This is a genomic window from Pseudomonas sp. TE9122, from assembly GCF_056278925.1.
This window is the reverse complement of record NZ_JBWBQI010000001.1, coordinates 679997-694641: the sequence shown is the minus strand read 5'-3', so window position 1 is coordinate 694641 and position 14645 is coordinate 679997. Positions and strand designations below refer to the sequence as shown.

Below are 14645 nucleotides of genomic sequence, written 5' to 3'. Positions count from 1 at the left end.
GCAGGCTCGCTCCCACAAGGGGTTCGGTGGTGGGTCTAGAGGATATTGGAGTAATCCGCTTCGATTCGGTCCAGACTCAAATGGTTGAGGAAGTTGGAGAAACACATCCACGCCGACAACGCATTCAAGTCACGGAACTGATCCGGTAGATATTTCGGCGGCACCACCAGCCCTTCATCCACCAGTTGCCGCAAGGTACGCATGTCTTCCAGTGTGGTCTTGCCACAGAACAACAGCGGAATCTGCTCGAGCTTGCCCTTGCGCACGGCCAACTGAATGTAGTTGTAAACCATGATGAAGCCCTTGAGATAGGACAAGTCTTTGGTGAATGGCAGACCGGTGGGCGTCGAGCCACGGAACACCCGGCTGGCATTGCCGTAGCTTTCGGCCATCTCGAAACCCTGCTCGCGGAAGAATTCGTAAATCTGCAAAAAGTCGGCGCCCTCCTCGACCATATGAATCGCACGGGTGCGGTTGGTCAGTTTGCGCAGGCGACTCGGGTAAGAAGCGAAGGTGATGATTTCCATCAGGATCGCCAGCCCTTCCTGGGTGACCGTTGACGAGGGCGGGCCTTTGGACAGGAAAGTGCAGATAGGCTGGTTCAAGCCATTGAGCGTAGTGCCGACGTGCACCAGACCTTCGTGGACTTCCAGTGCGCGCACGTCGCGGTCGTTGAACAGCGCATCCGTGCGGATCTTGATGTAGTCGGCGCCCGCCGCAGCGTCGGCGACGATGCCGTCGGACTCGAACACGCGAATGGTTTCTTCGGCCTCACCGAATACCTTGTTCAGTCGGGTTTGCAGCAGGTGCACCGCGTCTTTGGCGGTGAGGATTTTCGGCTCGTCCTTCAGATCGCCGCGCCCGTCGATGTTATTCAGGTAGTCGGACATCATCAGGCCGAGGTCGGCCAATGTCGGGTCACCGGCGTGGAAGGCATCGGACGCCGCGCCGTACAGTTCTTGCGAGATCAGTCCGAAGTCCTCGGTGCCGCGCGCTTCGAGCATGCGCACCACCATGCGGTATTCTTTGCACATGCGCCGCATGATCTGCCCGACCGGGTTGAACTGGCCGAGCTGGCGGGTGATGTCGCGCTCGATGTTCTGGAATTCCAGTTTGACCTGGCTCGAATCGAACGACAGCGGGCGGTTGAGGTAGTAGTCGCGATCCACCGCCGGCATTTCCTTGCCTTTGGCCTTGAGAAAACCCTTGCGCACGTTGTCGTCCCACTTGACTGCATCGAGCACGCGGATCGGCGTCTGCGCCAGCACAATGCGATCGGACAACATGCGTATCGTCTGCTGGTAATCGTCCACCCGAAACTCCTGTAGAAAACGTGACGTGCTGAAACTCAGACTCTTGATCGTTCCCACGCTCTGCGTGGGAATGTCGCCCGGGACGCTCCGCGTCCCTTTTTGCTGCGTGACGCAGAGCGTCACAGGATGCATTCCCACGCGGAGTGAGGGAACGATCATCAACGGCTCGCTCCCGCAGGGTGTAGCGTGAAATGCTAGACCGACGCCAGCACCAGATGCATATACCGCGTCAGAATCCCGAGCATGTTCTCTTCGGCCAATGGCTCGGCGTCATTGAGCAGGCCCTGATATTCCATCCGGCCGATAATCGCCGTCAACACCTTGGCATCCTGCTGCGGTTCACGCGAGCCCAGTACCTGGAACAACTGGCAGGTGCCCTGCAACAGAATCTGCTGGTGCGAGCGCACCAGAATGGCCAGACGCGGGTTGAGCAGCGCTTCCTGGCGGAACGCCTGTTCGGCCATCAGATGCTCGCGGCGGTTGATCAGTTGCCGGTGCACGTAATCGGCCATCAACCGCGCGATGTCATCGGCCAATTGCGAGCGCGACTCCGGGCTGCCGTCGGCGCTGACCACCATTTCGCGCAGCAGACCTTCGTTATTGATCCACAACTTGGCCATGTATGCCGCGCTGCGTTCAACGTATTGGGCGAAGGTATCGGTGAGCAGGTCATCGATGTCCTTGAAGTAATACGTGGTCGCCGACAGCGGCACGCCGGCCTCTGCCGCGACCGCACGATGGCGCACGGCACGCACGCCGTCGCGCACGACAATGCGCATCGCGGCGTCGAGAATGTCCTGGCGACGCTGCTCACTGCCCTGTCGGCTGGCCTTGCGGCCCTGGTACTGAACACTTTCAGCGACCGCAGTGGCGATACCCGCTGCACCTTCTTGAGCTATTGCACCCATCACGACAGCACTTCCTCTGCTATTTGCAAATTAACCAATTGATACATTTGTACCAGACAGGCAATAAAAAGCCGCCTGTTTTAGGCGGCTTTTCAACTGAAACGTTTACGCTTGCGGTCGCATGTGCGGGAACAGGATCACATCGCGGATCGACGGCGAGTTGGTCAGCAACATCACCAGACGATCGATGCCGATACCTTCACCGGCGGTTGGCGGCATGCCGTACTCCAGCGCACGGACGAAGTCGGCGTCGTAGTGCATGGCTTCGTCGTCGCCGGCGTCCTTGTCGGCCACCTGCGCCATGAAGCGCTCGGCCTGGTCTTCCGCGTCGTTCAACTCGGAGTAGGCGTTGGCGATTTCACGACCACCGATGAACAGCTCGAAGCGGTCGGTGACGTTCGGGTTCTCGTCATTGCGACGGGCCAGCGGCGACACTTCGAACGGGTACTGAGTGATGAAGTGCGGCTGCTCCAGCTTGTGCTCGACCAGCTCTTCGAAAATCATCACCTGCAATTTGCCCAGACCTTCGAAGCCCAGCACCTTGGCGCCGGCCTTCTTGGCGATGGCGCGAGCCTTGTCGATGTCGTTCAGATCATCGGCAGTCAGCTCAGGGTTGTACTTGAGGATCGAGTCGAACACCGACAGCCGCACGAACGGCTCGCCGAAGTGGAACACCTTGTCGCCGTACGGCACGTCGGTGCTGCCCAGCACCAGCTGCGCCAGCTCGCGGAACAGTTCCTCGGTGAGATCCATGTTGTCTTCGTAATCGGCGTACGCCTGATAGAACTCCAACATGGTGAATTCAGGGTTGTGACGAGTCGAAACACCTTCGTTACGGAAGTTGCGGTTGATCTCGAAGACTTTCTCGAAACCACCGACCACCAGACGCTTCAGATACAGCTCAGGCGCGATACGCAGGAACATTTCCATGTCCAGCGCGTTGTGGTGAGTTTCGAACGGCTTGGCTGCGGCGCCGCCGGGAATGGTCTGCAGCATCGGCGTTTCGACTTCGAGGAAGTCGCGCTTCATCAGGAAGCTGCGGATGTGTGCGATCACTTGCGAACGCACGCGGAAGGTCTGGCGCACGTCTTCGTTGACGATCAGGTCGACGTAACGCTGACGGTAGCGCTGTTCGGTGTCGGTCAGGCCGTGGTGCTTGTCCGGCAGCGGACGCAGCGACTTGGTCAGCAGGCGCACGTTGGTCATTTCCACGTACAGGTCGCCCTTGCCGGAACGCGCCAGGGTGCCTTCGGCAGCAATGATGTCGCCCATGTCCCAGGTTTTCACCGCAGCCAGGGTTTCTTCGGACAGCGTCTTGCGGTTGACGTAGACCTGAATGCGTCCGGTCATGTCCTGGATCACCATGAACGAGCCACGGTTGAGCATGATGCGACCGGCAACCTTGACCGGGATTGCAGCCTCTGCCAGCTCTTCCTTGGTCTTGTCCGCGTACTGTTTCTGCAAGGCATCGCAGTAGTTGTCGCGGCGGAAGTCGTTCGGGAAGGCATTGCCCTTGGCGCGCTCGGCAGCAAGCTTTTCCTTGCGCAGGGCGATCAGGGAGTTTTCTTCCTGTTGCAGGGCTTGCGGGTCGAGTTGTAGGTCGCTCATGTCTTTAAGTATTCCATCAGGTTCGTTGCCCCCAGCCTTCGGCTGGGGATCGCGGGCGAGCCCGCTCCCACAGAGGGTGTTACAGGCCGGATTTCAGGCTGGCTTCCAGGTACTCATCGATGTCGCCATCGAGCACCTTGTCGCAATCGCTGCGTTCGATGTTGGTACGCAGATCCTTGATCCGCGAGGCATCGAGCACGTAAGAGCGGATCTGGTGACCCCAGCCAATGTCCGACTTGGTGTCTTCCAGCGCCTGCGAGGCCGCATTGCGCTTCTGCATTTCCTGCTCGTACAACTTGGCCCGCAGCATTTTCATCGCGGTGTCCTTGTTGGCGTGCTGGGAACGCTCGTTCTGGCAGCTGACCACGGTGTTGGTCGGTACGTGGGTGATACGTACGGCCGAGTCGGTGGTGTTTACGTGCTGACCACCGGCACCGGAGGAACGATAGGTGTCGATCCGCAGGTCTGCCGGGTTGATTTCGATTTCCACCTTGTCATCGATCTCTGGCGAGACGAAAACCGCGGAGAACGAGGTGTGGCGACGGTTACCGGAGTCGAACGGGCTCTTGCGCACCAGACGGTGCACGCCGATCTCGGTACGCAGCCAGCCAAAGGCGTATTCGCCCTTGATGTGCACGGTCGCGCCCTTGATCCCGGCGACTTCACCGGCGGACAGTTCCATGATGGTTGCGTCGAAACCGCGTTTGTCAGCCCAGCGCAGGTACATGCGCAGCAGGATGTTGGCCCAGTCCTGCGCTTCAGTACCGCCGGAACCGGCCTGGATGTCCAGGTAGGCGTTGTTCGGGTCCATTTCATGGCTGAACATGCGGCGGAATTCCAGCTTGGCCAGATTTTCCTCGAGACGGGCCAGCTCGGCGACGACATCGCCCACTGCGCCTTCGTCGTTCTCTTCGACGGCCATGTCCAGCAGGTCGCGGCAATCGGCCAGACCGCCGTTCAGTTCGTCGAGAGTGTCGACGATCTGCGCCAGCGCGGCACGCTCGCGGCCCAGCTCCTGGGCGTATTCAGGTTTGTTCCAGACACTCGGATCTTCAAGCTCGCGATTGACCTCGGTCAGACGCTCATGCTTTTGATCGTAGTCAAAGATACCCCCGAATAGTTTCGGAGCGCTCGGACAGGTCCTTGATGGTGTTCAGGATCGGGTTGATTTCCATGACGGGCAGCACTCGTTGGCGAACTTTTGAAAGCCGGCGAGTATAACGTAAACAGCCTGTCGCGGCAGCCCGTCTGGCGGGTGTGGAGGTGATTCACTTGACTCTGACCTGACGCGATCTCCTGTGGGAGCGAGCCTGCTCGCGAAGGCGACCTGCCAGCCGCCGGCAATGTCGACTGCACAACCGCTTTCGCGAGCAGGCTCGCTCCCACAGGGGGACTGCATTGTCAGGAAAGTTATTCAATCCCGACCTGATTGCGCCCATTGTTCTTGGCCAGATACAAGCCGCGATCCGCCGCCGAAATCAGCAGCCGGCAATCACTGCCCGCCTGCGGCACCATGGTCGCCAGACCAATGCTGATGGTCAAACTGGAGCCCTCGGCCGGCGTGTTATGCGGAATTTTCAGCGCCGCCACGGTCTGGCGCAGTTTCTCGGCCAACAGCCGCGCGCCGCCCGGCGAAGTGTTCGGCAGCACCAGCACAAACTCCTCGCCGCCGTAACGCGCCGGCAGGTCCGACGGTCGCGCACTGGCCTCGCGGATCGCCGTGGCGACCTTGCGCAAGGCTTCGTCGCCTTCAACGTGGCCAAAACTGTCGTTGTACGACTTGAAGTAATCGACGTCGATCATCAGCAATGACAGCTGCGTCTGATCACGCAGCGAACGGCGCCACTCCAGTTCCAGGTACTCGTCGAAGTGCCGTCGGTTGGACAGCCCGGTCAGGCCATCGGAGTTCATCAGCCGTTGCAGCACCAGATTGGTGTCGAGCAATTGCTGCTGGCTGACCCGCAACGCTCGGTACGCGGCGTCGCGTTGCAGCAATGTCATGTAGGACCGCGAGTGGTAGCGAATGCGCGCGACCAGTTCGATGGTATCCGGCAGTTTCACCAGATAGTCGTTGGCGCCAGCGGAGAACGCCGCGCTTTTGATCAGCGGGTCTTCCTTGGTCGAGAGAACGATGATCGGGATGTCCTTGGTCGCCGGATGATTGCGGTATTCGCGCACCAGGCTCAGGCCATCGAGGCCGGGCATCACCAGGTCCTGGAGGATCACCGTCGGCTTGATCCGCACCGCCTGGGCGATGGCCTGCTGCGGGTCGGAGCAGAAGTGGAAGTCGATGTTTTCCTGATTCGACAGCCCACGGCGCACCGCTTCGCCGATCATCGCCTGATCATCCACCAACAACACCATGGCGGCGTTTTCGTCGGTTTTAATGTCGTCGATCTGTAAATCATTCATGAGCGGTCACCTGAGTACTGCGGGGGCCTGGATTGCGGATCAACCTGTTCATTTGGGGAAAATCTCCAGCAATCGTGGCGCTATCTTTTCCAGCGGACGGATTTCCACCGCGGCATCGATCGCCGCGGCAGCCTTGGGCATGCCGTACACCGCACTGCTGTGCTGATCCTGCGCAATGGTCAAATAACCCTGCTGGCGCATGAGCTTAAGCCCTTGCGCGCCATCGCGCCCCATCCCGGTCAATAAAACCCCGACCGCGTCACCGTTCCAGTAACTGGCAACGCTCTCGAAAAACACGTCGATCGAGGGGCGATAGATCTCGTTGACCGGTTCGGCGGTGTAGGCCAGCGTGCCGTTTTTCAACAGGCGAATATGGTGATTGGTCCCGGCCAGCAGCACCGCGCCACTCTGCGGCGGCTCGCCTTCACGGGCCAGACGCACATCGAGGCCGCTGGCGCTGGCCAGCCATTCGGCCATGCCGGCGGCGAACACCTGATCGACATGCTGCACCAGCACGATCGCGGCGGAAAAATCCTTCGGCAGGCCTTTGAGCAGCACTTCCAGCGCCGCCGGCCCACCGGCAGACGAACCGATCGCCACCAGCCGCTGACGTGACGGCGAACTGCGCGGCGAACTCGGCGCCGGGCGCGAACGCGGCGCCTTGTCGCCGATCAGCCAGCCGATGTTGAGGATCTTGCGCAACAACGGCGCCGCCGCTTCCTGGGCATTGCCGGCGCCAATGGCCGGCGTGTCGACCACGTCCAGCGCGCCGTGGCCCATGGCCTCGAACACGCGGTGCACGTTCTGCTGGCGGTCGACGGTGACGATGACAATCGCGCACGGCGTTTCGGCCATGATCCGCCGCGTGGCTTCGACGCCGTCCATGATCGGCATGATCAGGTCCATCAGGATCAGGTCCGGGGTGTATTCGGCGCAGCGTTGCACCGCCTCCGCGCCGTTGCTGGCGACCCAGATCACCTGATGCGCCGGCTCGAACGCCAGCGCTCGGCGCAGGGCCTCCACCGCCAGGGGCATGTCGTTGACGATTGCGATCCTCATGCCCGCGCTCCCCCGATGAGCTCGACCACTGCATCGAGCAGGGCGTCGTCATGAAAACTGGCTTTGGCCAGATAATAGTCGGCGCCGGCGTCCAGTCCACGGCGGCGGTCTTCTTCGCGATCCTTGTACGACACGACCATCACCGGCAGCGATTGCAGACGGTTGTCGCGGCGCAGCAGCGTGACCAGCTCGATGCCGTCCATGCGCGGCATGTCGATGTCGGTGATCAGCAGATCGAAGTTCTCCGAACGCAGCGCATTCCAGCCATCCATGCCGTCCACCGCCACCGCGACGTCATAGCCGCGATTGAGCAGCAGTTTGCGTTGCAGCTCGCGCACGGTCAGCGAATCGTCGACCACCAGCACCCGTTTGCGCGCCGCTTCGGCAGTTTGATTGCCGTGGCGGGCAATGCGCTCCAGGCGCCCGGTATTGAGCAGCTTGTCCACCGAACGCAGCATGTCTTCGACATCGACGATCAGCACCACCGAACCATCATCGAGCAAGGCCCCGGCGGAAATATCCTGAACCTTGCCCAGACGCTCGTCCAGCGGCAACACCACCAGCGTGCGCTCACCCACGAAGCGCTCGACAGCCACCCCATAAATCGCCTCGCGCTCGCGGATCACCACGACTTTCAGGGTAGCGCCATCGTTCTGACTGGCCGGGCGATTGAGCAGCTGGCTGGCCGCAACCAGCCCGACATGCTGGCCTTCGTGCCAGAAATGCTGGCGTCCTTCGACCTGCACGATGTCTTCGGGGGCCAGATCGCACATGCGTTCGATGTGCGCCAAGGGGAATGCGTAAGCCTCTTCGCCGACTTCCACCACGAGGCTGCGTACCACCGAAAGCGTCAACGGCACCTCCAGATGGAAACGGCTGCCCTCGCCCGCCGTCTGCTCCAGCACCACGGCCCCACGCAATTGGCGGACCATATGCTGAACAGCGTCCAGGCCGACGCCACGCCCGGACACTTCGGTAACCTTGTCGCGCAGGCTGAATCCCGGCAGAAACAGGAAGGTCAGCAGTTCTTCTTCGCTCAATTGCGCTGCGGTTTCGGCTGGGGATAACTGCCGTTCGACGATGCTGCGGCGGACTTTCTCCAGATCGACGCCACCGCCGTCATCGCTGAGTTCCAACACCAGCAAACCGGCTTGGTGGGAGGCGCGCAGGCGAATCAGGCCCTCTTCCGGCTTGCCCTTGAGCAGGCGTTGTTCCGGGGATTCGATGCCGTGATCGACAGCGTTGCGCAGCAAGTGAGTCAGCGGCGCTTCGAGCTTTTCCAGCACATCGCGATCGACTTGGGTTTTCTCGCCTTCGATCTCCAGGCGCACTTGTTTGCCAAGGCTGCGCCCGAGATCGCGAACCATGCGCGCCTGCCCGCTGAGCACGTCGGCAAACGGGCGCATGCGACAGGCCAGCGCGGTGTCGTAGAGCACTTGTGCACGTTGGCTGGCCTGCCAGGCGAACTCGTCGAGTTCGGCGTTTTTCTCGCTGAGCAATTGCTGCGACTCGGCGAGCAAGCGCCGCGCATCTTCCAGTGACTCGAGCGCTTCCAGGCTCAGTGCGTGGTCCTTCAGGTGCACATTGAGATTTTCCAGTGCGCGCAGGCCATTGTTCTGCATGCGCTTGAGACGCTGCATGGTGGCCAGATGCGGTTTCAGCCGCTGGGTTTCCACCAGCGATTTGCTCGATAGATCGAGCAGGCTGTTCAGGCGTTCGGCAGTGACGCGCAAAACGCGCTCGCCGCCTTCGGTGGTGCGTTTGTTTTTGCGCGGGGTCGGTTCGGCGGGCTCGTCCATGATCGGCGCTGTCGCCGTTGGCGCGGGCTCGATCTGCAACTCGGCCATTGGCGGCGTGGCAACCACAGCGGCTGGCGCCGAAGGATCGAGCAGACGCCCCATCAACGCGACGTAGGCTTCAATGTCCGTGGGTTGCGGCGCATTGGCCGGCGTGGCGATGCGCATCAGCAGGTCGGTGCCCTGCAACAACGCGTCGATGTGTTCGGGACGCAGCAACAAACGGCCTTCCTGCGCACTGACCAGGCAATCCTCCATGACGTGGGCGACGCTGACGCCGCTGTCGATGCCAACAATGCGCGCCGCACCTTTGAGCGAGTGCGCCGCACGCATGCACGACTCCAGCTGATCGGCCTGGGTCGGATTGCGCTCCAGCGCCAACAGCCCGGCGCTGAGCACTTGGGTCTGGGCTTCGGCTTCGAGACTGAACAGCTCGAGCAGAGAGGCGTCGCGCATTTGCTCGGGGGTCATGTCAGGCTCCGGGTCACGGCGGACAACAGCTGTTCTTCATCCAGCCAGCGCAGGCTGCGACCGCGATATTGCAGAACGCCACGGGTGTACTTGGCACTGTTCTGCGCACCGGACTGCGACGCGGCGTCGAGGATGCGCTCGTCGATGGCATGAATGCCGTCGACCTCGTCGACCGGCACCACCACCGGCCCGCCGTGCGCGGCGATGATCAGCATGCGCGGCATGATTCGCCCGCCGCTGACCGGCGCAACGCTGGCGCCGAGGTCGAGCAGTTCCACCAGCGACAGGCACGCGACCAGTGCGCCACGGACATTGGCCACGCCGAGCAAGGCCCGCGAGCGCTGGTGCGGCAGCGAATGTATCGCCTGCAACGGCGCAACTTCGACAAGCGTGCGCGTGGCCAGTCCGAGCCATTCCTCGCCGAGGCGGAACATCAGCAGCGAGCGGGTCTTGACGTCGGTTTCGACTTTGCTGACCACTGCTTCGCGCTGGTTCTGCTGCAACGAATAACGGTCGAGCAGGCGTGTGGCGGCGGCGGAATACACCGAGCAGTTGCGGCAATGAATGTGCTCTTCCAGCAACGGGCAGGACTTGTCGCCATGAATGCCGATGCGGTTCCAGCAATCGTCGATGGCGCGGGCGTCTTCGTGGGTAACGTTCAAGGTGTCGGACGCGCTCATCGTTTACGCTCACTGTCGGCGGTGCGCCCGCTGCGGGCGGCGCGTTCCTGCAATCGTCGGGCACCCGCCGTGTCGCCCTGAGCCTGCAGCAACGCGGCCAGGTGCATCAGCGCTTCGGGATGTTGCGGTTCGAGGTACAAGGCCTTGCGGTAATACCCCTGGGCTTCGAGGCTCAGCCCGGCGACATCGCTGAGCAGGCCCAGCCAATAGAACACCTGCGCCACGGGTTCATGGCTGCGCAGATAGTGTTCGCACGCGGCACGGGCCTCGGCGCTTTTGCCTTCGTTGGCCAGTGCAGCAATCTGCGCCAGCAGCGTTGCGGCGTCCGGGTCGGCAGTTTTTTTCGCCACCGGCAAAGCCGTCACGGCAGCGAACGGCCGATTGCGCACTGGCGCTGGCGGCGGCGCGCTGCGCAGTGGTTGGCTGACCGGCACGGCGACCGGTTTGGGCATCGGCAGCGGTTCGGGGTGCGGCTCGCTATGGCGGCTGAAAGCGAACGACTGCGGGATGCCGATCGAGCGCATGCCCAAACGCCCGAGCAGACTGCCCTCCGCCGGGCCGATAAACAGCACGCCGTCGACGTGGGTCAGGCGCTTGAGCACTTCGAACACCTGCTTTTGCGTCGGCTGGTCGAAGTAGATCAGCAGGTTGCGGCAGAACACGAAATCGAAGGCCGGCTCGGTCGCCAACAGCGTCGGATCGAGCACATTGCCGACCTGCCAGCGCACTTGTTCGCGAACGTATTCGTTGACCCGGTGGCCGTCCTGCTCGGCAAAAAAATGTCGCTCGCGGTATTCCAGATCCTGACCGCGAAAGGAGTTCTTGCCATAAACCGCACGCCGCGCCTTTTCCACCGAGAGCGGGCTGATGTCCATGCCGTCGACCTTGAATTGATGCGGCTGCAATCCGGCATCAAGCAAGGCCATGGCAATCGAGTAGGGTTCTTCGCCGGTCGAGCACGGCAGGCTCAGAATTCGCAGCGCGCGCATATTATTGAGTTCTTTAAGCCGACCTCGCGCCAGTTTGCCCAGCGTCGCGAAAGATTCCGGATAACGGAAAAACCACGTTTCCGGAACGATCACCGCTTCGATCAGCGCCTGCTGCTCGTCCCGCGAGCCTTGCAACAGCTGCCAATATTCGTCGGCGTGGGCGGCCTGGGACAGGGTCGTGCGCTGGCGCACGGCACGCTCGATGATCGCCGCGCCCACCGACGCGACATCAAGGCCGATGCGTTCCTTGAGGAAATCGAAAAAGCGCTGCTCACTGCTCATGGCTGCGCCTCAAGCTGCGCCGGATCACGCGGCGGATCGGGGAACAGCAAGCTGCGCACGGCGTCATCGAGCAAGTCATTGACCCGCACCCATTGCAGCAATCCCTGCGCATCTTCGCGCACCGGGCCGAGGTACGGCGCCTCACGGTTGTCGAGGCCGTAAGGCTGGAAATCTTGCGGATGACAGCGCAGCGTGTCGGTGGCCTGCTCGAGAATCAGCCCGAGCCATTGTGCTGATTGCGATTGATCCGGCTGATAATTGACCAGCACCAGCCGCGTGCTGGTGCGCGCCTCGGCGGGCTGGCCAAAAGTCAGCGCACTGAGGTCGATCACCGGCACCACCGCCCCGCGATAGGCGAACACCCCAGCCACCCAGTGCGGCGCCCGGGCAATCGGCTTCAACGGCAGGCGCGGCAGCACTTCGGCCACTTCCGTGGCGCGCAGGGCATAGCGCTCGTTGCCGATGCGAAACAGCAGAAACAGCGCCTGCTTCGCCACTGGCGCGGCGCCACGTTTGGCGATGATTTCGCTCATCAGACTTTGAATCGCGAAACGCCGCTGCGCAGGCCGACGGCCACCTGGCTCAGTTCGTCGATAGCGAAACTGGCCTGACGCAGCGACTCGACGGTCTGGCTGCTGGCATCGCCCAACTGCACCAGCGCATGGTTGATCTGCTCGGCGCCAGTGGCCTGGGCCTGCATCCCTTCGTTGACCATCAGCACGCGCGGCGCCAGCGCCTGCACCTGATGGATGATCTGCGACAGCTGCTCGCCGACCTGCTGCACTTCCGACATGCCGCGGCGCACTTCTTCGGAAAACTTGTCCATGCCCATCACCCCGGCCGACACCGCCGACTGGATCTCGCGAACCATCTGTTCAATGTCGTACGTGGCCACGGCGGTCTGATCGGCCAAACGCCGGACTTCGGTGGCGACTACGGCAAAACCGCGACCGTACTCGCCGGCCTTCTCGGCTTCGATCGCCGCGTTGAGCGACAGCAGGTTGGTCTGGTCAGCCACTTTGACGATGGTCACCACCACCTGATTGATGTTGCCGGCCTTCTCGTTGAGGATCGCCAGTTTGGCGTTGACCAGATCCGCTGCGCCCATGACCGAGTGCATGGTGTCTTCCATGCGCGCCAGGCCTTGCTGGCCGGAGCCGGCGAGCACCGAGGCCTGATCGGCAGCGGTGGACACTTCGGTCATGGTGCGCACCAGATCCCGCGAAGTCGCGGCGATCTCACGGGAGGTTGCGCCGATTTCGGTGGTGGTCGCTGCGGTTTCGGTGGCGGTGGCCTGTTGTTGCTTGGAAGTGGCGGCGATCTCGGTCACCGAGGTGGTCACCTGCACCGAGGAGCGCTGGGCCTGGGACACCAGCGACGTCAGCTCGGTCATCATGTCGTTGAAGCCGGTTTCGACCGCGCCGAACTCGTCCTTACGATCAAGGTTCAGGCGCGAACTCAGATCGCCGGTGCGCATGATGTCGAGGATGGTCACGATGCGGTTCATCGGCGCCATGATCGCGCGCATCAACAGCAGACCGCAGAGGCCGGCGGCCAGCACCGCAACCAGCAGGGAAATGACCATGCTGACTTTGGCCGTTGCCACCGCGTCGTCGATATTGGCCATGGCGGTATCAGCGACGACTTTGTTCTCGCCAATGATGTCGTTGAGTTTCATCCGACCGGTGTACCACGCCGGGGTCAGTTTCTCGTTGAACAGCTTGATGGCATCGGCTTCCAGATTGCGCTTGTGCAGGTCCAGCACGGCGTCCTGAATCTGGATGTAGGTGTCGTGGTACTTCTCGAACAAGGCGAATTCGGAGCGGTCTTCATCGGTGGCCATGGTCTTGCGATAGTTGGCCATCTGCTCTTGCAGACGCGCCTCGAACGCCTTGTAGTCCGCTGCGTCTTCGCTGGAAACGCCCTGGCCTTCCTTGAGGCCGAGCAGCTCCTGGGTCTGCAAATAACTGTCGACCCATGCACCACGAATCATCGAGCTGTAATAGACGCCGGGAATGGCATCGTCGCGCACGCTGTTTTCACTGGCCTCGATTTTCAACAACCGCGAGTAGGACAGCACCACCATCAACAGCATGATGGCGATAATCACCGCAAAGCTCGCCAAAATGCGTTGGCGCAACGTCCAGTTCTTCACAGTGAATCCTCGTGCCTGATCGAAATGCGGGGAGTATAGCCGAGGGCGGTGTTTCATTTATAAGACGCTTTCGCTGGCAGTACTGTCCTTGTGGGAGCGAGCCTGCTCGCGAAGGCAACACCGCGATCCCGGCAAATCCCCAACTGCGCAAGAAGTTGCGCAGTAGGTCGTAATATTTCACGGCCTAAATCCTCTGCAGCGCAAGCAGTGCAAGCCCTGCAGCCAAGTGCGCAAGAAGTTGCGCAGTACTGCGCAACTTCTTGCGCACTTTCTCCCGACTGGCCCGCTGAAAATCGCCCCGAATGATCACCGACTACCGTGGCGCCCCCGCCATCCGGGCACCGCGCAAAACCTGGCACGCTCCTTGATAACTCTCAGCCACCCACCGGGCGATTTCGCCTCCGGGCACCCTAACTTTATCCGCAAGGAGAGCACCCCATGGCAACACCAGCGTACATGTCGGTTACCGGCGAAAAACAAGGCCTGATCACTGCCGGCGCTTTCACCGCCGACTCCGTTGGCAACACCTACCAGGAAGGCCACGAAGACCAGGTCATGGTTCAGGCTTTCACCCACGACGTGATCATCCCGCGTGACCCGCAATCCGGTCAGCCAACCGGTCAGCGCGTACACAAGCCAGTTGTGATCACCAAGGTCTACGACAAAGCTTCGCCACTGCTGCAAGCAGCACTGACTTCCGGCGAGCGCATGAGCGAAATCGTTATCCAGTGGTACCGCACTTCGGCTCAAGGCACCCAAGAGCACTACTACACCACCAAACTGGAAGACGCGATCATCGTCGCCATCAACAACAAAATGCACAACTGCCAGGATCCAGGCAACGCGCACTTCACCCACCTGGAAGAAGTGCAGTTCACCTACCGCAAAATCACCTGGACCCACGAAGTATCCGGTACTTCGGGTTCCGATGACTGGCGTGCTCCAGTCGTTTAATTACGGCTGACCGTTACA

The 14645-nt window shown here is 61.5% G+C and carries 12 protein-coding genes; 1 reads left to right on the top strand and 11 read right to left on the bottom strand.

The annotated features are described in order from the left end of the window. Window positions 1–35: 35 nt before the first annotated feature. The 11 genes from ACZ9BE_RS02935 to ACZ9BE_RS02885 all read right to left on the bottom strand — a co-directional run bounded on the left by ACZ9BE_RS02935 (window position 36) and on the right by ACZ9BE_RS02885 (window position 13673). Complete coding sequence (locus ACZ9BE_RS02935; protein WP_166554750.1) at window positions 36–1286, bottom strand: flavohemoglobin expression-modulating QEGLA motif protein; 1251 nt, start codon at window positions 1284–1286, stop codon at window positions 36–38. A gap of 221 nt (window positions 1287–1507) precedes the next feature. Then, a complete protein-coding gene (locus ACZ9BE_RS02930; protein WP_252885431.1) occupies window positions 1508–2221 on the bottom strand; it encodes a TetR/AcrR family transcriptional regulator in 714 nt (237 codons plus the stop codon). A gap of 105 nt (window positions 2222–2326) precedes the next feature. Next, window positions 2327–3829, bottom strand: coding sequence for a lysine--tRNA ligase (gene lysS, locus ACZ9BE_RS02925; protein ID WP_024011743.1), 1503 nt, complete (start codon window positions 3827–3829; stop codon window positions 2327–2329). Window positions 3830–3908: 79 nt separating this feature from the next. Beyond that, window positions 3909–5004, bottom strand: a protein-coding gene (gene prfB, locus ACZ9BE_RS02920; RefSeq protein WP_099758102.1) for a peptide chain release factor 2 whose coding sequence is annotated in 2 segments (ribosomal slippage) — window positions 3909–4931 and window positions 4933–5004 — 1095 coding nt in all. Because the reading frame shifts where the segments join, the coding sequence is not laid out codon by codon here. 235 nt (window positions 5005–5239) lie between these two features. Continuing rightward, on the bottom strand, window positions 5240–6241 hold the full coding sequence (locus tag ACZ9BE_RS02915) for a response regulator (protein WP_041478162.1): 1002 nt from the start codon (window positions 6239–6241) through the stop codon (window positions 5240–5242). Between the two features lie 48 nt (window positions 6242–6289). Continuing rightward, window positions 6290–7300 carry a chemotaxis response regulator protein-glutamate methylesterase gene (gene cheB / locus ACZ9BE_RS02910; protein WP_281922882.1) on the bottom strand — a complete coding sequence of 337 codons (1011 nt, stop codon included), beginning with the start codon at window positions 7298–7300 and terminating at the stop codon, window positions 6290–6292. Further along, a complete protein-coding gene (locus ACZ9BE_RS02905) occupies window positions 7297–9567 on the bottom strand; it encodes a hybrid sensor histidine kinase/response regulator (protein ID WP_423664412.1) in 2271 nt (756 codons plus the stop codon). Before ACZ9BE_RS02905 ends, cheB begins: the two co-directional genes overlap by 4 nt. After that, window positions 9564–10247, bottom strand: coding sequence for a chemotaxis protein CheW (locus tag ACZ9BE_RS02900; protein ID WP_252877506.1), 684 nt, complete (start codon window positions 10245–10247; stop codon window positions 9564–9566). The genes ACZ9BE_RS02905 and ACZ9BE_RS02900 overlap by 4 nt, the downstream gene beginning before the upstream one ends. Beyond that, window positions 10244–11518, bottom strand: a complete 1275-nt coding sequence (locus ACZ9BE_RS02895; RefSeq protein WP_476248888.1) for a CheR family methyltransferase — start codon at window positions 11516–11518, stop codon at window positions 10244–10246. Before ACZ9BE_RS02895 ends, ACZ9BE_RS02900 begins: the two co-directional genes overlap by 4 nt. Further along, a complete protein-coding gene (locus ACZ9BE_RS02890) occupies window positions 11515–12051 on the bottom strand; it encodes a chemotaxis protein CheW (RefSeq protein WP_130928068.1) in 537 nt (178 codons plus the stop codon). The genes ACZ9BE_RS02895 and ACZ9BE_RS02890 overlap by 4 nt, the downstream gene beginning before the upstream one ends. Further along, on the bottom strand, window positions 12051–13673 hold the full coding sequence (locus ACZ9BE_RS02885; RefSeq protein WP_110645874.1) for a methyl-accepting chemotaxis protein: 1623 nt from the start codon (window positions 13671–13673) through the stop codon (window positions 12051–12053). Before ACZ9BE_RS02885 ends, ACZ9BE_RS02890 begins: the two co-directional genes overlap by 1 nt. Window positions 13674–14111: 438 nt before the next feature. Here ACZ9BE_RS02885 and ACZ9BE_RS02880 point away from each other — a divergent pair, with 438 nt between their 5' ends. Beyond that, entirely contained in the window at window positions 14112–14627 is a 516-nt protein-coding gene (locus tag ACZ9BE_RS02880; protein ID WP_007949952.1) for an Hcp family type VI secretion system effector, read from the top strand. Window positions 14628–14645 lie beyond the last annotated feature (18 nt).

Excerpts from the sequence above, each read along its gene's own strand:
- ACZ9BE_RS02935 (WP_166554750.1), bottom strand. The coding sequence starts at position 1,286 with ATGTTGTCCGATCGCATTGTGCTGGCGCAGACGCCGATCCGCGTGCTC.
- ACZ9BE_RS02930 (WP_252885431.1), bottom strand. The coding sequence starts at position 2,221 with ATGGGTGCAATAGCTCAAGAAGGTGCAGCGGGTATCGCCACTGCGGTC.
- lysS (WP_024011743.1), bottom strand. The coding sequence starts at position 3,829 with ATGAGCGACCTACAACTCGACCCGCAAGCCCTGCAACAGGAAGAAAAC.
- ACZ9BE_RS02915 (WP_041478162.1), bottom strand. The coding sequence starts at position 6,241 with ATGAATGATTTACAGATCGACGACATTAAAACCGACGAAAACGCCGCC.
- cheB (WP_281922882.1), bottom strand. The coding sequence starts at position 7,300 with ATGAGGATCGCAATCGTCAACGACATGCCCCTGGCGGTGGAGGCCCTG.
- ACZ9BE_RS02905 (WP_423664412.1), bottom strand. The coding sequence starts at position 9,567 with ATGACCCCCGAGCAAATGCGCGACGCCTCTCTGCTCGAGCTGTTCAGT.
- ACZ9BE_RS02900 (WP_252877506.1), bottom strand. The coding sequence starts at position 10,247 with ATGAGCGCGTCCGACACCTTGAACGTTACCCACGAAGACGCCCGCGCC.
- ACZ9BE_RS02895 (WP_476248888.1), bottom strand. The coding sequence starts at position 11,518 with ATGAGCAGTGAGCAGCGCTTTTTCGATTTCCTCAAGGAACGCATCGGC.
- ACZ9BE_RS02890 (WP_130928068.1), bottom strand. The coding sequence starts at position 12,051 with ATGAGCGAAATCATCGCCAAACGTGGCGCCGCGCCAGTGGCGAAGCAG.
- ACZ9BE_RS02880 (WP_007949952.1), top strand. The coding sequence starts at position 14,112 with ATGGCAACACCAGCGTACATGTCGGTTACCGGCGAAAAACAAGGCCTG.